The organism is Pelagibacterium halotolerans B2 (assembly GCF_000230555.1).
In the GTDB taxonomy this organism is placed as follows: domain Bacteria; phylum Pseudomonadota; class Alphaproteobacteria; order Rhizobiales; family Devosiaceae; genus Pelagibacterium; species Pelagibacterium halotolerans.
In genome coordinates, this window is the sequence record NC_016078.1 from 1,714,715 (window position 1) to 1,733,715 (window position 19,001).

Sequence of the window (19,001 nt, forward strand, 5' to 3'; positions counted from 1 at the left end):
GCTTCCATTAAGTCCGTTCTGATGGTCCTGTGACCATGATGGCAGACTGAAGGGAACGAATTTTCACCCGCGGCATTGGAAAATCCATCGGGCGCGTATTGCGCGCTTCGGTTACGGGGGACCGATCTGATGGATTTTTCGAATGCCTATTGCGGGCCGCCACCGCTGCCGCAGGATTTGTGGCTTCGATGGTCGCTCGATCCGTTTGCCGCGGTATTGATGGCTGCCCTGTTGGGCGCATGGCTCTTTGCCGGTCGCCGGGATTCCTTGGGGCGCGGTGCATTGGTTGGCGCCCTGGCGCTGATCGCGGTGGCTTTCTTCTCCCCACTTTGCGACCTGACCACCGCCCTCTTTTCGGCGCGCGTCGCTCATCATGTCATTCTGATCGGCATTGTCGCACCGCTCCTCGCCATCGCCTTGCCGTGGAAAAGTGGCCCCCTGTTGCCATTGTCGGCGCTGACGCTGCTCAATACGCTCACCGTCTGGATCTGGCATGCACCGAGCGCCTATGAATGGGCGATAGTGGGCGTCGGGCCCTATTGGCTCATGCAACTCTCGTTGCTGGGAACCGCCTGGTTGTTCTGGCGGGAGATCCTCTCGCCTCTGGCCCGCACCGGCGGCGCTCTGATCGCTCTCGTTGCCTTTATCGCCCAGATGGGCCTGCTGGGCGCGCTCCTGGTGTTCGCCCCGTTCCCGGTCTATGCGCCGCATCTGACAACGACCGCCGTATTCGGCCTGTCGGCGCTGACCGATCAACAACTCGCCGGTCTTCTCATGTGGGTACCCGCCATGGCGCCTTACCTTCTGGCCGGCGTCGGACTGGCTTTGCGCCTGACCAATGCGCTTTCGGTATCCCAGCGCTCGGGTTCGACCCGATGATGGCAGTGCTGAAGTTCGTCCATATCGCGACGATTTCGATCTGGGCGGCAGGACTGGTCTGCCTTCCCTTCCTGTTCGCCCAACGCAAGGACGTGGCAAAACCGGAGGCCCTGCATCGGCTGCACGCCATGGTGCGCTTCTTTTACGTCGTGATCCTGTCTCCCGCCGCATTCGTAGCGATCGGCAGCGGCACCGGGCTCATCTTCCTGCGATCGACTTTTGAGCCGTGGTTCGCCCTCAAGCTTGCTCTGGTCGGCGTGATGGTGGTGATCCACATCCTTTCGGGGCTCCTGATATTGAAACTGTTCGATGAAACCGCCCGCTATTCCACCCTGCGTTTCGTCATCGTGACCGGTGGAACGCTGGCTGTAGTGTCCGCGATCCTGGCCGTGGTTTCCGCCAAGCCCGACATTGACATCTCGCGCTTAACGCCGGATTGGCTCGCGCCCGGGCGACTTTCGGAAATAGCCGGTGATCTGCTGGGTTGGGATTTTCAGTGAGACCGCAAGCGATCATTTTCGGTCCGGCCATAGCGCTACTTCTGGGCGGCTGCAGCGGAGCGCTGTCCACGCTCGATGCGGCCGGCCCCGCTGCCGCGGCGATTGCCGACCTGTGGTGGGTGATGTTCTGGGCGAGCGTGGTGCTGTTTCTATTCGTTGCCGTATTGCTGTGGATCGTCTGGAAACGGCCCGGCGCAGGCAGCACAATCGCGCCCCTGCGGTGGATCGTTTGGGGTGGCATTGCGATGCCGGGACTCCTTCTGACCATTCTGGTCGGATACGCCCTGCTCATGGGGGAAAGGCTACTGCCCCATGCGCTCGCCGAACCACCAACCCGGGTCGTTGCCCATGGGGTAATGTGGCGATGGCAGTTTTCCTATCCCGGTGCGGCCGATGTGGCTTCCACGCCGATCCTTCACATTCCTGCCGGCGAACCGGTGGATGTCGTCGTGACGAGCGGAGATGTCATTCATTCCTTCTGGGTGCCTCGGCTAGCGGGCAAGATCGACGCAATACCCGGCCACGAAAACACAATCCGCATCCAGGCCGACCGGCCCGGCGTCTATCGCGGGGTGTGCGCCGAATTCTGCGGCACCGGCCACACCGACATGCGGTTCACCATCGAAGCCCATGAGCGCGAGGCATTTGAAACCCTCATGACGGAGCTTGCCAATGGCTGAAAACGCGCCGGAAAAGCTCTCCCCCATTGCACTGCACAAGGCCCTCGACCGGGTCTGGGGAACCGGCCCGGGCTGGCGACGGCTGTCGGCAGTCAATCATACGGTGCTTGGCAAGCGGTTCATGCTCACCGCTTTCGTGTTCTTTGCCATCGGGGGCCTGCTGGCCATGCTGATCCGGGCCCAACTGGCAGCGCCCGATGCGGCGTTTGTCGGGCCGGACATCTACAATCAGCTGTTTTCCATGCATGGCACGGTGATGATGTTCCTCTTTGCCATCCCGATGCTGGAAGGGTTGGCCATCTATCTGCTGCCCAAAATGCTGGGTGCGCGCGACCTCGCCTTCCCGCGCCTGACGGCGTATGGCTATTGGTGCTATCTCTTCGGGGGCACGATCATCGTTGTTTCCATGCTGTTCGGCGTTGCCCCCAACAGCGGCTGGTTCATGTACACCCCGCTCTCCTCGCAACCTTATACGCCGGGCATCAACGCCGATATCTGGCTGCTTGGCGTCACATTCGTAGAAATCTCGGCGGTCTCGGCGGCCGTGGAAATCACGGTCTCGATCCTCAAGCTGCGAGCTCCCGGCATGTCGCTGGACCGCATGCCGCTGTTTGCGTGGTACATGCTGGTTACGGCCCTGATGATGGTATTCGGATTTCCGCCACTCATACTGGGTTCGATTCTGCTCGAACTCGAAAGGGCGTTCAATATCCCGTTTTTTGATCCAACGCGGGGCGGCGATCCCCTGCTCTGGCAACATTTGTTCTGGCTGTTCGGGCACCCGGAGGTCTACATCATTTTTCTGCCTGCGGCGGGCGCTCTCTCGACAATGATTCCGGTTTTCGCCCGGCGGCCGATTGTTGGCTATCACGCCATAATCGCCGCCATAATCGCGCTCGCCTTCCTGTCATTCGGCCTCTGGGTACATCACATGTTCACCGTGGGCATCCCGCATCTGGCGCTGGCGTTCTTTTCGGCTGCCAGCGTGCTGGTGGCGATCCCGACGGCCGTACAGATCTTCGCGTGGCTGGCGACCCTGGCCCATGGCAGGCCGCGTTTCGATATTCCCATGCTGTACGTGACGGGCTTTTTCCTCGTGTTCGTAATTGGTGGACTGACGGGTGTGATGCTCGCAATGGTGCCCTTCGACCAGCAGGCCCATGACAGCTATTTCGTCGTCGCCCACCTCCATTATGTACTGGTTGGCGGCTTCGTGTTCCCCATGCTGGCAGCGACCTACTATTGGCTTCCTCACATTACGGGTCGTGAAACCATGCACCGGATCTCGGTGCCGGCATTCTGGCTGATCTTTGTCGGTTTCAACCTCACATTTTTCATGATGCACCTGACCGGCCTGATGGGCATGCCTCGACGCATCTACACCTATCCGTCCAATTTCGGCTGGGATTGGCTGAATCTGCTTTCGAGCGTAGGCGGCTTTATCCTGACTATGGGGTTTGCGCTGTTTGCCGTTGATATGATTCTGCAATTCCGGTTTGGCAGAGGGTTCCGGCGCAACATCTGGAAGGCTTCGACGCTCGATTGGGCAATGCCCACACGCCCCCCATCCTATGCCTTCGCATCGCTCCCACATATCGACAAAAGGGCGGATGCCCTCGACCCTGACAGTCTCGGGCCGCAATTGGCGGCAGGGCATGGCTATCTGGGATTTGTGCGCGAGGGACGCATGGAAACGCTCGGTGTGGATATGACAACCGGGCGACTCGAACATGTCGTGGTCCTGCCCAACTCGACCTATCTGCCGCTCATATCGGCTGCACTGACCGGCACAATGGTCCTATGTCTGCTGTTCAAGCTCTACCCGGTTGCCGTCATTTTTGCATTGATAACGCTTGCGAGCTTTTTCTTCTGGTCCGCACGCTCCGGCTCGAAAGTCGATGAAGGTCCAACAGATGTTGGTAGGGGCGAGAAGGCGTTGCCCCACACCGAAGTCGATGGGCCGGCGCAGTGGTGGGCAATGGTGTTTGCGCTGGCGGCGAACGGAACGCTATTCGCTTCGCTGGTCTTCGGGGCACTCTATCTGTGGCTCGTAGCCCCTGCCTGGCCGCCTACCGAGATCGTTACACCCAATTTATGGGTGATTGTTTCAGCGGCCCTGCTGGTCGCCGGCACGGCAGCCATGCGGATGACCAATAGGCTGAACCGCACGGGCAACGCGTTCAAACCGATGCTGATTATGACGCTCGTTATCGACCTGGCAGCGCTCGTTATGCTTTCCGTCGCGATTTTCGTTTTACCCGATCCAACGAGCCACGCGCATATCGCCACGATCGCGGCACTGATCGGCTACTGCTGGCTCCACGCTTTCGGGAGCCTCGCATTCGGGCTCAATGCGCTGCTCAGGGCGCGCGGCGGCTATATCTCGGCGCGCCGCAGCCTGGACCTTCGCCTTGTGAGGCTCTGGCATGACTATACGGCAACAACCGGTGTTATCGCCATTGCGCTGGTACTGCTCATGCCCTCGCTTATCGGTATGCTCGAGGGGGTGCGATGATGGAAACCACGCCAGTGCCGCCCCGGCATATGCTGGTTTTGATCATGGGGTTCGGTCTTTGGAGCGCAGCCTTCGTGGCGCTTTACGCCGTCAACGCTATCGGGTGCGCCTTCGCGTGGCCGACAGTAGTCCAGCGCTGGGTGATGATCGGGCTGGCGGTCATTTGCTCGGCGGCATTGCTCGGCGTGGCCGGTTGGAGCATTGTCCACTGGCGTCGCGCCGCCCATGCGGCCCGGCCCGTACCAAGCCTTGCGAGGATCGGGACGTTCACAAGCGTAGCCGCTCTGGCCGCCACGATCTTTGTCTCTGCGCCGAGTTTTTTCGTTTCGATGTGTATGTGATTATTCGTCGGGTCCGACGATCATCCCCACGCCGTGGTCGAAGACCAGCTTGCCACCGTGCCAGCCGGCCAACCCCGTAAACATCGCTGCGAGGACCGAAAGTGCGAGCCCCAGAGGCAGAACCATCTCAGAATCGAGAAGCCGAACGCCCCAGTTCATACCGGCAATAGCGATAAGGGTCATCGCCGCGATCGCATGGGTCCAACTGCCTACGCGACCGCGAATACCCTCGACAAGGACAAGCTCGGCGGTCCCCGCTATCCCTGCCGCTATTCCGAACCAGAAGGCAAAACCGGCGGACCATAGACCTGCACGGACCCAGAAGTCGTCTCCTGTCCACCAATAGAAGACATCGCTGCCAAGCGTGGCGAAAACCAGGGCGATGGGGAAATGAACCATCATGGCGTGAATGGGATGGCCCGCCACGGCAACAGCGGACTTTACGTCGTGCTCCATGACATCGGCGATAACCGGACTATCTGGAGCCGCTGACTTGTCTTCGCTCATCCTACCCCCGATGCCTTTGCAAGGGTCCAATGCCTGGCCGGCCAGCCGGTTCCGCTATTCTTGCTGAGGATCCAAAGGAAGACTGAGAACGCAATGAAGCCCAGTCTCCTCGAGAATGAAGCGGGTAGAAGCGCCAAGCTGATAAGGGATCGCTTCCTCGATCAGTTGGCGGCCAAAGCCGCGCGGACGAGTCAGATCCGGCTTGCGCGGCGAAAATTTCTCACGCCACTCGATGACCAGATGTCCGTCGGCTTCGTCATCGCGATCCTCCCGCCGGAACCATTCGATATCGATCCTGCCCTCGGGGTCCGCCAGGGCCCCGTGCCGGGCGGCGTTCGTGCTCAACTCGTGAATGACCAGTGTCAGCGTCTGCAGACTGCCATCGCCCACAAGAATGCGCGGGCCGTCCATCGTAACCCGGCTCCAGTCCTCGGTGACGGCATCGAGTTCCATCCGCAGCAGGGATTCGACGGTAACCGCCTCACCTTCGGTTCGCGACAGCAAACCCTGAACGCGCGAGAGTGCGCCGAGCCGGTGATCGAAAGCCGCCTGGAATTCGGGGAGTGAAAGAACCGTGGCGGCAGTTTGCGACGCTATGGACCGGACAACGGCCAGCAGGTTCCGGGTCCGGTGTTGCAACTCGCCGACGAGAATGCCCTGCCGTTCCTGCATCAAACGCATGTCGTGGATATCAGAAGCAGACCCCACCCATTCCTTGGGGCCGTCCATGGAAAAGCGGATCGGCACGGCGCGTGTCTGGTGCCAGCGATACATGCCGTCACGCTTGCGGCGAATGCGATGTTCACCATAGTAGCTCTCGCCGTCCTCCCCTGCCTCGTCCCATTTGACGAGGGCGACCTCGCGGTCTTCGGGGTGAATGGCCTCAAGCCACCCATAGCCTTCGGACTGTTCGTCATTCATGCCGGTATAGGCGGTCCATTGCGGGCTGGCCCAGGTCCTGCGCCCCTCGGTGGTGGACCGGAACACGAGATGGGGAACGGTGGTGGCCAGCAGCCGAAAACGTTCCTCGCTTTCCATCAGCGCGATTTCATGCTGGCGCCGCAGCGTCATGTCCTGGCCGATCTTCAGGAAACCCGTGGGCGCCCCGTCGGCATCCTTGAGCGGCCAGACACTTCCCTCGATATAGACCCGGGACCCCGACCTGTGCTGGTGCCAGCGAACATCGGGAGCATGGCCCCTCGACAGCGCCGTTTCGAACTCTTGCCGCGGCGCGCCGCTTTCCCTGTCCTCAGGGGTAAACAACAAGGCAGCCGGCTTGCCCATGATTTCGTCGGTCGACCAGCCAAAGACGTTTGCTGCCCCTGGTGGCCAACTATCGACATTGCCTTCACTGTCGGTCGTGAATATCGCATAATCGCGGGCATTCTCGACGATCAGCCTAAACCTTTCCTCACCATCCGTGGAGAGCATATCCCCGCTTCGGTGACGGCTTTTGCTTGTGTCGTCAATCATACCGGCCTCCGAGCCGTCTCAGGCGTCATCCCGCATTGCATCGAACATGAGACGGGCCCATCGGTCTTGTGTCGTTTCCCGTGCATCGGGAGGACGCGAAGAGGCGACAGGTTCGGGAGCAGCAATCGGCGCGGCCGGTTTCTGGGGACGGAAAGCTGCCACTTTTCGCCTGAGATGCCCAAGATCCAGCGGTTTGTGGAGTGTATCCACCGATCGATAGCGCGCGTCGATACGGTCCTTCTGATAAGCCGTAGCGAAGATGATGGGGACACCGCGCGCCATCAGCACGTCGACCAGCTCGTAGACTTCCTGTCCAAACAGTTTGATATCGAGAATCGCCCCGTCCAGGCGCCGCCGTCCAATAATGAGGCTGGCATAGTGGACCGTAGGAGCCGGACCCAACACATTGACGCCGTGGTTCTTGAGGTCATTGCAGACTTCCCGCGCGAGCACGTAATCGTCCTCCACGACCAGAACGCATTTTCCGGCAATCGAATCCGCAACTGTGTGCTCCAACGCGCTCATGCGGCACCCGACTTGTCGCGTTGGGCAAACTGTCCGGCCAGCGCCCTTGCCAGTCCGGCGGGATCGGCCGGTTTTTCAAAGCGCTGTACATGGGACAGATGGGCTGGAATCGTCCAATCGTCGTAACCCGTGGCAAATACAAACGGAATCTGACGTTCCTGCAAACGGTCCGCAACGGGGAACACCTGCCGCCCCCTGACATTGATGTCGAGAATTGCAGCGTCGGGAAGCGTAGCGCCCTTCAGCGCCGTGAGGGCATCGTCGACTTGCGAAAACGGACCGATCACGCTCGCGCCAAGATCGATCATGGCCATCTCGATATTGAGGGCGATGAGATATTCATCCTCCACTATCATGATGGCTTTCCCGGACAATGTCGGATACGTCGCGTCCATCAACTCCTCCGCCTCGTCCACCGCTCCGAGTGCAAAAGTAACAGCTCCAAACTTCGTTGCACAGATTGGACATATTAAGGCGATCGGCCTTCACGTCCAGGTGGAACGCGTTCAGGGCCACACCCGTTAACAGCGAGAATATCCCCGCGGTTCCGCAAGCGAACCCGAATTTGCCAAAGTCGGCATTAACATGGACTAATCCAACCGAGCTTGAACGAAGACCCCGCACATATGACCAAACGACTCAAGGTTCTCGCCCTGAACGGCACTCTCAAAACATCCAGATCAGGCAAGATATCCTCGACAGGCCGCATGATCGACCTTTTGATCGCCGGCTTTGCAAAGCACGACATTGCGGCCGAAACCATAAGGCTCGCCGATCATCAGATATTGCCCGGGGTCAGCGCCGATGAAGGCGAGGGCGATGCCTGGCCGGACATCCGCAAGAAGATCATCGCTGCCGACATCCTTATCGCCGGCACGCCTGTCTGGATGGGACAGCCTTCAAGCGTGATCAAACGCGCACTCGAACGCATGGATGCCTTTCTTTCGGAAAAGGACAGCGAGGGACGCATGCCAACCTATGGGAAAGTTGCCGCCGTGGCAGTTGTCGGCAACGAAGATGGCGCGCATCATGTGTCGGCGGAACTGTTTCAGGCGCTCAACGACGTTGGGTTTTCCATTGCACCCAACGCCGTTTCCTATTGGGTGGGAGAGGCCATGAGCTCAACGGACTTTCGAGATCTCGATGAAATTCCCGACGCGGTGACAGGCGCGGCCCGGATGGTGGTGGAATCCACGGTTCATCTGGCCGGCCTGTTGGCCACCAATCCGTATCCGAGCGTCAAATGAGCCCGGGGGGAAGCGTCGCGTGACCGAGCTGCTCGTTGCCCGGCTCGAAAGCCATATGTCCCTGGAGCCGACCGACCGCGCCGGGCTGATCGCACTTCCCGCTCAACTGCGGCAGTTTTCCGGAAGGAATGCTTCGCTTACCGGGAAGCTGACCGAAAACCACGTCCATGTCCTCGAAGACGGTTTTGCCTGCCGATATCGAGACTTGCCGGACGGCCGCAGGCAAATTCTTTCGCTTCTCATCCCCGGGGATATCATCGACTTGCGCCAGTTCGTGCTGGGCGGAGCACAGCCGCTGCTTGCCGCCCTCTCTCCGCTATCGATGAGCGCGATTCCCAACAGCAGTCTGCTCAAGATTCTGGAAACCTCACCCCGCGCAACACGGGCGCTCTGGAGCACGACGCTGGTTGAGGAGTCGATTTCCCGCGAATGGCTGGTCAGCATCGGCAAGCGCTCGGCACTCGAGCGGGTCGCTCACCTGCTGTGCGAAATCCATCTCAGGCTTGCCGCCGTTGGCCGCAATGATGGCCCGCGCTTTTCGCTGCCACTGACCCAGAGCGAACTGGCCGACGTATTGGGATTGTCCACGGTGCACGTCAACCGGACGCTTCAGGAACTCCGTAAATCGGGGCTTATCGCGTTCCAGTCGGGAACGGTAGAACTGTTCGACTTCGACGCCCTGGCAAGGCTTGGGCTGTTTTCTCCCGGCTATCTGCATTTGCGCGAACCGGGCAAGCAAAGGCAGATACCGGCCTGAGCTATTTTGTGGACTTGGGCAACGATTGGCGAAGCTTGCCATAGCCTGGCCAGGCATTGTCCCGCGCGCGCTCAACCGCGGCCTCCAGCGAGAAACGATTGGCGGCGTTCAACCGTTCAACCTCGTTCCAGTCGACGGGGACGGCGACGGGCGCGCCTTCTCTAGCCCGGGTGGAGTAAGGCGCGATGGCCGTCGAGCCCCGTTCGTTCCTCAGATAATCGATGAACAGTTTGCCCTTGCGGGCCTTTTTGGAAAGCGTTGCAGTGAACCGCTCCGGCTCGTCCTCGGCCATCTGCTTTGCAAATCCGGCAGCAAACGCCTTGACGGCGGGCCACTCGGCGCGGCGCGCGATAGGCGCGATTACATGGATGCCCTTGCCACCAGTCACCATTGCAAAGGTTTCAAGGCCCAGATCGGCCAACCGGCCGCGAATGTCGAGAGCGGCGGATTTGACATCGCCGAAAACAAGGCCCTCGTCGGGATCGATGTCGAATACGATCCTGTCCGGCTTTTCGATGGCGTCGCGGCGAGAGCCCCATATATGGAACTCCAGCACTCCCATCTGCACGCCCGCGAGCAGGCCTTCGAGACCATCGAGGGTGAAATAGCTGTCGGACTTGCCGTCCTTTTCGGTTATCTGCACGGTATCCATGCCCTGCGCGAACCCGCCGGTGTCGTGCTTTTGAAAAAAGCACTGCTTTGCGCGGCCGGCGGGGCAACGGACGAGGCTCAGGGGCCGATTGGCAATGTAGGGCATCATCGCCTCGGCCACCGATGCATAATAGGCAGCCAGCTTGCCCTTGGTTACCCCCTGCCCGGGATAAAGAACCTTGTCGGGGCTGGAGAGCTTGATGCCGGCCTTTTCGGCGGCGGCGATTCCGGTGTCTTCAGTAAGCGACAGGGTGTGGCCTCCTTCGGCCTTGCCTGGCTGTTCCAGGCCGATGCCTTTGGCTGGTTTGTCTTCCCGCAATCCAAGGAAAGACGGGTGGCGCAGAATTCCGTCCGGGGTCAGTTCGGTGTAGGCGATCTCGGCCAAATGACGAGGCGAAACCCAGCGAGCGCCGCGCGCCATCTGGCGCGGCACGCCGGTCAGTGGCGCGGTCTTGCGGGCGTCTTTGTCCAGCATGGCCTGGAGATCGGCCCGCAAGTCATCGGGGAACCCCGTACCCACGCGGCCGCGATAAACCAGCTTGCCATCTTGCTGTGTGGCAAGGAGCAGCGAAGCGAACACGCCGCGACGCTTTTCCGAGGGCGACCAGCCGACAATGACAAATTCCTGCCGCAACGTGCATTTGACCTTGAGCCAGGATTTGCCGCGTCCGGACCGATATGGCGCTGCGCCATGTTTTGCGATGATGCCTTCGTGCCCCGCCTTGCAGATGGCCGAAAACACCTCGGTCCCCTTGCCTGAAATATCGGGAGAAAATTGGACGGGGTCGTGGCGCGTACGGCGCCCCAACACGTTTTCAAGCGCTGCCTTGCGCTCGGAAAGCGGCTTCGCGCGCAAGGACTTACCATCGATTTCGAGCAGATCGAACGCGAAATAGACCAGCGGCCCGCCTTCGGAAAGATGCGACTTCAAGGTTGAAAAACTGGTCTTGCCGTTCTCATCGAACGCGCAGATTTCTCCATCCAGAAGCATGCTAGATTCTGTGAGCAGGGACATGGGTGCAACCAATGAGGCGAACGTGTCGGTCCAGTCCAGGCCATTGCGCGTATAGAGCCGGACATCTTCGCCCGAAATGACGGCTATGCAGCGATAGCCGTCATATTTCATCTCGAACAGCCAATCATTGCCCCCCGGTACGCTGTCGACCAGCGTTGCAAGCTGGGGTTCGACGAATTTCGGCAAGGATCGCCCACCCGTCTTCGATTTTCTTACCGGTGGCTCTCCTTTTTCGATGGCGCTCATCTTGCGGCCCGTCGACACGCTGGTGCTCTTGTCGAGTAGTTTTGAGCCGCCCTCGGTGGCGAAATCATCGTGCTCCTTGATCAGCAGCCAGTTCTCGCGCTTTTCACCCGATTTCGGCTTCATGCGGATGAGGGCCCAGTCACCCTTCATCCGGTCGCCCTTGAGGCGGATTTTGAGTTTGCCGGACTTGAAGCCCTTATTTGCGTCCTCGACCGGCTCCCAAGTCCCGAAATCCCACAGCATGACGGTGCCGCCCCCATATTCGCCCTGGGGAATTTTGCCCTCGAAGGTGGCGTAATCGAGCGGGTGATCTTCTGTACGCACTGCAAGCCGCTTGTCGGCAGGATCAGTGCTGGGCCCCCGCGTTACCGCCCAACTCTTGAGCACTCCTTCATATTCAAGCCTGAAGTCGTAATGAAGCCGCGTCGCGTCGTGCTTTTGCACAACAAAGACATTGCCCGAGGATGCGCCCTTACCGCCTTGGGGCTCGCTTGTTTTCGTAAAATCCCGCTTGGCGCGGTATTCTTTGAGGAGATCGCGGGCCCGGGCCATTGTCAGCTTGCTTTCTTGCGGGTCGTTTTCGTGGATTTCGTCGCTGCCTCTTTACGGCTCCCGGTCCCTTCGAGACTCGATTTGAGGGCATCCATGAGGTCGATCACATTGCCCTTGGACTCCGCCGCCGTGGGTTCATCGGTATCTTTGGAAACTTTGCGCTTCCCCTTGGACTTAAGCTTCTTGTCGACAAGAGCGCGGAGCGCCTGGGTGTAATGGTCCTTGAACTTGCCGGCGTCGAACGGCGCGGTCTTGCGCTCGATAAGCTGGGTGGCGACCTCGAGAAGGTCCTTTTCGGCCTTTGTCTTGGATATGCCGGAAAAGAACGGATCGGATTTCCGGATTTCATCTTCATAATGAAGTGTTTCCAGTAAAAGTCCGGTTCCACACGGTTTTAGCGCGCAAATATACTCACGCCCCCGCATGGCGATCTGTCCCAATCCGACCTTTTCGGTCGACCTCAGGGCGTCCCGCACGACCCGGAACGCGTCTTCCGCCAACTCATCCTGCGGCACAACGTAATAGGACTTGTCGAAATAGATCGGGTCGATCTCACATCCACCCACGAACTGCACCAGTTCCAGGGTCTTGCGGGTTTCGAGCTTTACCGCATCGATCTCCTCGTCATCGAGCAGGACGAAGTCGTTCTTTTCGTATTCGAACCCCTTGAGGATCTCGTCGGAGTCGATTGGCCCTATCCCTGGGACGATCTTTTCGTACTTGATCGGCTTGCCCGAAGGCTCGTGAATCTGCCGGAAGGAAAGACGGGCTCCCGTCTTGGACGCTGAATAGAGTTCCACGGGGATGGCCACGAGAGACAATCTGATCTGGCCCTTCCAGATGGGACGTGCAGAAGGCATGGGAAATTTCCTGACGATGAACCTCGTTGCAGATTCAATTCACGAGAACGAACGCGGGTTCCAAAAAGCGGCTGGCGCACCCCCAAGCGTGACACTAACTCAGGTTAATGCAGCCGCGGACCGATGCTATAAGGTCGTAGCCTATGATGGAGCCGCTTATGGAAACGCACAAAACCGTTGCGCAATCGGTGCGTGAAGAAATCGCCCAGCACAGGCGGCGGTTACTCAAGCTCGAAGAGAGTGCCGTGCGAATTGCCAACACGCACAATTGCCCCAACCACAGCCTCATCCGCCTGGCTCTGCTCCGCCAGAGCATGGCGTCCGGGACGGTGGTCAAACTCTAACGCCCGGCGAACTTTTCCAGCCAAACCGCGACCAAACATTCCTGGCTGTCCAGTCCCGACCTGCGTGGGCGTTTCGCGCGGATTTCCGCAATATCTTTCGCGAGTGTTCCGCGCTCCCAGCGTTCAACGACCGCCGGGTGAATATAGCACGCGCGACAAACGGCTCGCGTATTGCCCAGATATCTCGACACCGTGTCGATGACGGCATTGAGCGCCCTGGCCCTGCCGTTGCGCGTCTCTGGAACCTCCGTGGCCGAAAGGAGCGTCAGCGCGCGTACCGTGCCACCCCAAGTCCGAAAGTCCTTTGAGCTGGACCGCTCGCCTAAGACGCCCCGGATATATTCGTTGACGTCATGCGACGCGATGTCGCGCATGCCGTCGTCATCGCGATATCGGAACAGCCTCTGGCCCGGCAGATGCTCGATTGCTCTTAAGACCCGGGCCATACGACGATCTGAAAGGCCGATATCCCATTCTCTCCCCGACTTGCCCTTGAACCGGAACCGAAGTGTCGCACCCGAAATCTCGATATGCCGCGAGCGGAGGGTCGTTAGCCCGAAACTCTTGTTGTCCCGTGCGTAGGTGTCATTGCCGACGCGGATCATCGTGTGATCCATCAGCCAGACCACGCTGGCGACCACCTTTTCACGCGGCAGCCCACGCGCCCGCAAGTCCGCTTCAACGACTTTGCGCAGCTTGGCAAGGTTGGCGGAAAATTCTGCCAAAAGCGCGTATTTGGCTCTGCCGCGATCGGCATGCCATTGGTCGTGATATCGGTATTGCTTGCGTCCTTTCTCGTCGCGACCGGTCGCCTGAATATGTCCGTTGGAATCCTGGCATATCCAAACGTCGGACCACGCCGGCGGGATCGCCAGAGCTCGTATGCGGGCGACATCGCCGGCGCGTTTCACCGGTCGGCCACTGGCCCGGACATAAGAAAATCCTTTGCCTCTTGCCCGCCGGAAAATACCCGGCTCGTCATCATTGACATAACGCAGGCGCCCGGCCGCAAGCCCGGGATCGATGGCCGCCATTGCGATCAGCTGCTGGGAAAGTCGCCACCATCCACGTGGATGGCCTGGCCGGTCATGTATCGGCCGTCATCGCAGGCCAGCAAAAGATAGGCGGGGGCCACTTCGTTGGGCTGGCCAGGACGGCCCAGCGGCGTATCGGACCCGAATTCTTCAACCTTGTCGGGCGGGAAGCTGGCCGGAATAAGCGGTGTCCAGATCGGTCCGGGCGCGACCGCGTTGACCAGAATGCCTTTTTCCGCAAACCGCGCCGACAACGACCGCGTGAGAGCGACGATGGCGCCCTTGGTCATTGCATAATCGACGAGCTGGGGATGCCCCCGATAAGCAACGATAGACGCGGTATTGATGATCCGGGCACCCGATTTCAAATGGTCGAGCACCGCCTGAACCATATGGAAATAACCATAAATGTTCGTCTCGAAAACCGCCTTCATCGCTTCGGCATCAAGATCGGCAATGTCTTCGCGCACATGCTGCTCGGCGGCGTTGTTGATGAGGATATCGATCCGGCCGAATGCCGCCATGGTGCGCTCGGCGACGGCCCCACAAAACGCGGGATCACCCACATCACCTGCTATCAGGAGCGCCTCGCTGCCTTCCGCCTCAATCAGCCCATGCGTTTTTTCCGCGTCCTCGTCCTCATCGAGATAGACGACGACCACTCTGGCCCCCTCGCGGGCAAACAGAACGCTGACGGCGCGACCGATACCGGAATCGCCACCGGTAACGATTGCCACCTTGTCCTTCAGGCGCCCGCTTCCCGGATAGAAGGGCATATATTCGGGCTCGGGGTGCATGGCACTTTCGCGACCGGGTTGCTTGTTCTGATGCTGGGCTGGCTGACCGGCCATGGCGCGTTTCTCCGCAGAAAATTCTGCGCGATCAATGCACCGAAGGGCGCTTCGTTCCCCAACTTGCCATGTGTCAAGCGGGCGGCAACAGAGCCTTCAACCCTGGAGTGCCCCACCCACAACGGGACAGCGAACGACGGGTCTGAATTGAAAAAACCGCCTATCCGGCTCCCCCGTCGAGCAATCATCAACTGAGCGGAAAGGATGGAGCGGGTGAAGGGAATCGAACCCTCGTCGTAAGCTTGGAAGGCTTCTGCTCTACCATTGAGCTACACCCGCCCGAGGGTGTCTCGCCACTCTGTCCGGTTCGAGCCCAACGGGCAAGCACGATTTTGGTGGAGGGGGCTGGATTCGAACCAGCGTACGCTAAGCGGTCAGATTTACAGTCTGATGGATTTAACCACTCTCCCACCCCTCCCCAATCGTGACATCGGCGAAGCGAGGCATTTTGCGATAGCGCTCGTTTCCGATCACCATCACGGGCCGGTTTATGGTGGTAGCAACCTGTCCTGTCAACTGCCATCGCAAGGAAATTTCATATGTTTCACCACTGTGCTTGCCGCTTGCCGAGTTCGCGGCAAAGCGATACCCCATTGCCATGAGCAAGAATAAGTTCCCGCCGAAAAAACGTCCGCCGATCCTGCCTGACGATGGGCCGGTCTATCTTTACGGCCTGCATACCGTCCGCGCGGCGCTCGACAATCCGCGCCGGGCCAAGCGGAGGCTTCTGGCAACGCCGAACGGTCTCAACAGATTGACCGAGGGCTCCCCTCTGCCCCAATTGGCCATAGAGGAAACAACGCCACGCGATCTCGACAAGCTGCTGGGCGCCGATGCGGTGCACCAAGGCGTGGCGCTGGAAGTCGACCCTGTCGACCGGTTCGGACTGGACGATATTGAAAAGCTCGACCTCGTGATCGTCCTCGATCAGGTGACCGATCCGCACAATGTCGGCGCCATCCTGCGAACCGCATGTGCTTTCGGTGCTGATGCCGTCATCACCACGGCACGCTACGCGCCGCGGGAAACCGGCGTATTGGCCAAATCGGCCTCCGGCGCGCTGGATCTCATTCCCATGGTATCGGTCCGAAATCTCGGCGATGCACTCGAAACGCTCAAGAGCAATGGTCTTGTGTGCCTCGGATTTGATTCCGAAGCGCCCGGAGTGCTACGCCCCCGTCCCGCCGGTGGCAAACTTGCCATCGTCCTGGGAGCCGAAGGCAAAGGCTTGCGCCAGAAAACACGGTCACTGTGCGATGAAATGGTTCGGCTCGACATGCCCGGCCCCATCAAGTCGCTCAACGTCTCCAATGCCGCTGCAATAGCCCTGTTTGCGGCAACCGCGGGCTAGATTTCCGGATCGATGCTCGACGCATCTGCCGTTATGACCGGGCCATCGAACACGCCGCCGCCCGACGATCTGAGCGTGACCACCTGATAGCCCCGCTCACGCAAGGCCCCAAGAAATTCCGGCAGCAGGGCCGCCGTGCGCAGATGGATATCGTGGAACAGCACCACACCCGACCCGCGCTCTTCCAGCCGCGCAAGCGTACGCTCGAGCACCTGTTGGGGGGTCTCGGCATAGTAATCCTTGGAATCGATATCCACATCGAGAACGATGAACCGGCTCTCGACGGCACTGGTGCGGATCACTCCGTTCTGCGCCAGATAGGGAAACCGAAAGAACCGCGAAGGAGCGAGATCGTCGGGCGCCAGCGCCGCTGCAACGGCTTGTTGCCCCGCATAGATTTCCGCGATTGCCTCCTGATTACTCAAAGTGGAAAGATCGACATGGTCGTAAGTGTGCGTGCCGATCGTATGACCCCGAGCCGCCACCTCGCGCACGAGTAAGGGATGACGCTCAGCGGCCGATCCGAGCATCAGAAACGTTGCCTTGACCCCGAACTGATCCAACGTATCGAGGATGGATTCCGTCGTTCCGGCGCGCGGGCCATCATCGAAGGTCAGAATGATCTCACCCGGCTGCAGCCCCAGCGGCCCGGACTCCGAAACCGTCACGGTTCGACCGGCGAGCTTGCCGAAAAGCGCTGAGGGCATTGCGGGCATCGGCTGATAAGCCGTCCTTAAACTCATGGCCATCGGATTGATCGAGCCGGTGCTCATCGTATCGACACCGTTGCTGACCGTCAGATCCGGCTGCATTTCAGGTGGCTTGGCGCACCCCGCCAACAGCATTGCCACCACCCCCAAAAAACACACTGCCCGCAACACAATAACCACCCGGCCGAACCACCCTGTTCAGCACACAGGCTGCGCGCGTCATGGTTAATAACCTCTTCAAAATACAGAATTTTATGCTTAACAAGCGGTTACCTGGTGCGGTCTTCCCGCTTCAGCCGGACCGCAAGTTCGTCGAGCGCCTGGAGAAAGTTGGACTTGTCACGCGCGGTGAATTCGCGATTGTAGCCCTTGCTTTCGCCTGTTTCGCGCAAGTGCTGGTTGAGCTCGCGCATGGCCAGCGCCATGCCGATCGATGCCGTTGTGAACGGCTTGCCTGTTGGTCCGAGAACATGGGCGCCCTTTTCGAGCGCGCGGGACGCCAGTGGAATGTCGGAGGTGATGACAATGTCGCCGACGCCCGCATGCTCGACGATCCAATCGTCGGCCGCGTCGGCGCCCTGTGGCACCATGACATGGCGGACCATGGGGTCGCGCGACGGCCGCAATCCGAAATTCGCAACGAATGTCACGACGAGCCCATGCCGCTCGGCAACGCGCGTGACTTCGGCCTTGACCGGGCAGGCATCGGCATCGACGTAAATCTCGGGCATGCTCAGTACAGAACCACCGAGCGGATGGATTGGCCCGAGTGCATCAACTCGAACCCTTTGTTGATGTCTTCAAGCCGCAGCGTGTGTGTAATCATCGGATCGATTTCGATCTTGCCGTTCATGTACCAGTCGACGATTTTCGGAACGTCCGTACGTCCCCTTGCCCCACCGAATGCCGTTCCCATCCAGGTGCGGCCCGTAACGAGCTGGAAGGGACGCGTTGAAATCTCCTGCCCCGCACCGGCGACCCCGATAATGACCGATTTGCCCCAGCCGCGATGGCTGGCTTCGAGTGCCTGACGCATCACCGTGACATTGCCCGTGCAATCGAATGTGTAGTCGGCACCACCGATCTGATCGGCGCCTCGCTTGGTCATGTTGACCAGATGGGTGACGATATCGCCTTCGATCTCACGCGGGTTGACGAAATGGGTCATTCCAAACCGTTCACCCCAGCTTTTCTTGTCATTATTGAGGTCGACGCCGATGATCATATCGGCGCCCGCCATGCGCAGGCCCTGGATGACATTGAGCCCGATCCCGCCGAGCCCGAACACCACGGCAGTAGCCCCCTGCTCCACCTTGGCGGTGTTGAGAACCGCGCCGACGCCTGTCGTTACGCCGCAGCCCACGTAGCATACCTTATCGAACGGGGCGCTGGCATCGATCTTCGCCACAGCGATTTCGGGCATGACCGTATAGTTCGAAAAGGTCGAGCAGCCCATGTAGTGGAACACCGGTTTGCCCTTGTAGGAAAACCGCGAGGTTCCATCCGGCATCAGCCCCTGCCCCTGCGTGGCGCGAATGGCAGTGCACAGATTGGTCTTGCGTGACAGGCAGGAGGGGCATTCCCGGCATTCGGGCGTATAGAGCGGAATAACGTGATCGCCGGGCTTGACGGAGGTCACGCCTGCGCCGATCTCGACAACAATACCGGCACCCTCGTGACCCAACACGGCGGGAAAAAGCCCCTCGGGATCGGCACCGGAAAGCGTGAAATCGTCGGTATGGCAGATGCCGGTCGCCTTGATCTCGACGAGCACTTCGCCCGCCTTGGGACCTTCGAGGTCAAGCTCTACAACTTCAAGCGGCTTGCCCGCTTCAAATGCAACTGCAGCCAGCGTTTTCATTACCCGCCTCCTCGATTCTGTTCCAGGAAGCAAAAGTGGCACAGCCCGAACGCAAAGGGCAAATGCTGAAAATAAAAGCGGGCGCCAAAGCGCCCGCTACGT

At 59.8% G+C, this 19,001-nt stretch carries 20 protein-coding genes and 2 tRNA genes; 9 read left to right on the forward strand and 13 right to left on the reverse strand.

Going from position 1 to position 19,001, the window contains the following annotated elements; translation table 11 throughout:
* Nucleotides 1-129 precede the first annotated feature (129 nt).
* The 5 genes from KKY_RS08340 to KKY_RS08360 are packed head-to-tail and all read left to right on the forward strand — an operon-like array spanning nt 130 to nt 4,915.
* Nucleotides 130-879 carry a cytochrome c oxidase assembly protein gene (locus KKY_RS08340; protein WP_014130886.1) on the forward strand — a complete coding sequence of 250 codons (750 nt, stop codon included), beginning with the start codon at nt 130-132 and terminating at the stop codon, nt 877-879.
* The gene (locus KKY_RS08345) at nt 876-1,379 is read left to right on the forward strand and encodes a CopD family protein (protein ID WP_014130887.1); all 504 of its coding nucleotides are present in this window, start codon (nt 876-878) and stop codon (nt 1,377-1,379) included. The genes KKY_RS08340 and KKY_RS08345 overlap by 4 nt, the downstream gene beginning before the upstream one ends.
* Nucleotides 1,376-2,059, forward strand: coding sequence for a cytochrome c oxidase subunit II (coxB, locus tag KKY_RS08350; RefSeq protein ID WP_014130888.1), 684 nt, complete (start codon nt 1,376-1,378; stop codon nt 2,057-2,059). The genes KKY_RS08345 and coxB overlap by 4 nt, the downstream gene beginning before the upstream one ends.
* Complete coding sequence (gene ctaD, locus KKY_RS08355) at nt 2,052-4,574, forward strand: cytochrome c oxidase subunit I (RefSeq protein WP_014130889.1); 2,523 nt, start codon at nt 2,052-2,054, stop codon at nt 4,572-4,574. Before coxB ends, ctaD begins: the two co-directional genes overlap by 8 nt.
* The gene (locus KKY_RS08360; protein WP_041528655.1) at nt 4,571-4,915 is read left to right on the forward strand and encodes a hypothetical protein; all 345 of its coding nucleotides are present in this window, start codon (nt 4,571-4,573) and stop codon (nt 4,913-4,915) included. The genes ctaD and KKY_RS08360 overlap by 4 nt, the downstream gene beginning before the upstream one ends.
* Here the strand turns inward: KKY_RS08360 and KKY_RS08365 are convergent, their stop codons facing one another.
* From KKY_RS08365 to KKY_RS08380, 4 genes are read right to left on the reverse strand one after another with little or no spacing between them, the layout of a single operon-like run.
* Nucleotides 4,916-5,422, reverse strand: a complete 507-nt coding sequence (locus tag KKY_RS08365; RefSeq protein WP_014130891.1) for a DUF2231 domain-containing protein — start codon at nt 5,420-5,422, stop codon at nt 4,916-4,918.
* Between the two features lie 54 nt (nt 5,423-5,476).
* A complete protein-coding gene (locus KKY_RS08370) occupies nt 5,477-6,895 on the reverse strand; it encodes a PAS domain S-box protein (protein WP_014130892.1) in 1,419 nt (472 codons plus the stop codon).
* Nucleotides 6,896-6,913: 18 nt separating this feature from the next.
* The gene (locus KKY_RS08375; protein ID WP_014130893.1) at nt 6,914-7,420 is read right to left on the reverse strand and encodes a response regulator; all 507 of its coding nucleotides are present in this window, start codon (nt 7,418-7,420) and stop codon (nt 6,914-6,916) included.
* Nucleotides 7,417-7,776: a response regulator gene (locus tag KKY_RS08380; protein ID WP_014130894.1), complete on the reverse strand. Its 360-nt coding sequence runs from the start codon at nt 7,774-7,776 to the stop codon at nt 7,417-7,419. The genes KKY_RS08375 and KKY_RS08380 overlap by 4 nt, the downstream gene beginning before the upstream one ends.
* 270 nt (nt 7,777-8,046) lie before the next feature.
* On the opposite strand from KKY_RS08380, the gene KKY_RS08385 reads away from it, so the two are divergent.
* Complete coding sequence (locus KKY_RS08385; protein WP_014130895.1) at nt 8,047-8,667, forward strand: flavodoxin family protein; 621 nt, start codon at nt 8,047-8,049, stop codon at nt 8,665-8,667.
* 19 nt (nt 8,668-8,686) lie between these two features.
* Entirely contained in the window at nt 8,687-9,424 is a 738-nt protein-coding gene (locus tag KKY_RS08390) for a Crp/Fnr family transcriptional regulator (RefSeq protein ID WP_014130896.1), read from the forward strand.
* A gap of 1 nt (nt 9,425) precedes the next feature.
* Here KKY_RS08390 and ligD read toward each other — a convergent pair whose 3' ends face one another.
* Nucleotides 9,426-11,888, reverse strand: a complete 2,463-nt coding sequence (gene ligD, locus KKY_RS08395) for a DNA ligase D (RefSeq protein ID WP_014130897.1) — start codon at nt 11,886-11,888, stop codon at nt 9,426-9,428.
* Nucleotides 11,889-11,890: 2 nt separating this feature from the next.
* Nucleotides 11,891-12,748, reverse strand: a complete 858-nt coding sequence (ku, locus tag KKY_RS08400) for a non-homologous end joining protein Ku (protein WP_014130898.1) — start codon at nt 12,746-12,748, stop codon at nt 11,891-11,893.
* 158 nt (nt 12,749-12,906) lie between these two features.
* Between ku and KKY_RS08405 the strand changes: the two genes are divergently transcribed.
* On the forward strand, nt 12,907-13,092 hold the full coding sequence (locus KKY_RS08405) for a hypothetical protein (RefSeq protein WP_014130899.1): 186 nt from the start codon (nt 12,907-12,909) through the stop codon (nt 13,090-13,092).
* Here the strand turns inward: KKY_RS08405 and KKY_RS08410 are convergent.
* The 4 genes from KKY_RS08410 to KKY_RS08425 all read right to left on the reverse strand — a co-directional run bounded on the left by KKY_RS08410 (nt 13,089) and on the right by KKY_RS08425 (nt 15,395).
* Nucleotides 13,089-14,126: a DNA topoisomerase IB gene (locus tag KKY_RS08410; RefSeq protein ID WP_014130900.1), complete on the reverse strand. Its 1,038-nt coding sequence runs from the start codon at nt 14,124-14,126 to the stop codon at nt 13,089-13,091. The genes KKY_RS08405 and KKY_RS08410 overlap by 4 nt on opposite strands.
* 5 nt (nt 14,127-14,131) lie before the next feature.
* The gene (locus KKY_RS08415) at nt 14,132-14,977 is read right to left on the reverse strand and encodes a glucose 1-dehydrogenase (RefSeq protein ID WP_014130901.1); all 846 of its coding nucleotides are present in this window, start codon (nt 14,975-14,977) and stop codon (nt 14,132-14,134) included.
* Between the two features lie 205 nt (nt 14,978-15,182).
* Nucleotides 15,183-15,256, reverse strand: a tRNA-Gly gene (locus tag KKY_RS08420).
* A gap of 54 nt (nt 15,257-15,310) precedes the next feature.
* Nucleotides 15,311-15,395: transfer RNA gene (locus KKY_RS08425), tRNA-Tyr, on the reverse strand.
* 180 nt (nt 15,396-15,575) lie between these two features.
* Here KKY_RS08425 and KKY_RS08430 point away from each other — a divergent pair.
* Nucleotides 15,576-16,328, forward strand: a complete 753-nt coding sequence (locus tag KKY_RS08430) for a TrmH family RNA methyltransferase (protein ID WP_244404054.1) — start codon at nt 15,576-15,578, stop codon at nt 16,326-16,328.
* On the opposite strand, the gene KKY_RS08435 is transcribed toward KKY_RS08430, so the two are convergent.
* The 3 genes from KKY_RS08435 to KKY_RS08445 form a co-directional block, all read right to left on the reverse strand.
* Nucleotides 16,325-17,173, reverse strand: a complete 849-nt coding sequence (locus KKY_RS08435) for a polysaccharide deacetylase family protein (RefSeq protein ID WP_041528658.1) — start codon at nt 17,171-17,173, stop codon at nt 16,325-16,327. The genes KKY_RS08430 and KKY_RS08435 overlap by 4 nt on opposite strands.
* Nucleotides 17,174-17,307: 134 nt before the next feature.
* Nucleotides 17,308-17,775 (reverse strand): YaiI/YqxD family protein, encoded by a 468-nt coding sequence (locus KKY_RS08440; protein ID WP_162096920.1) that lies wholly within the window; start codon nt 17,773-17,775, stop codon nt 17,308-17,310.
* On the reverse strand, nt 17,772-18,899 hold the full coding sequence (locus KKY_RS08445) for an S-(hydroxymethyl)glutathione dehydrogenase/class III alcohol dehydrogenase (protein ID WP_014130905.1): 1,128 nt from the start codon (nt 18,897-18,899) through the stop codon (nt 17,772-17,774). The genes KKY_RS08440 and KKY_RS08445 overlap by 4 nt, the downstream gene beginning before the upstream one ends.
* Nucleotides 18,900-19,001: the final 102 nt, after the last annotated feature.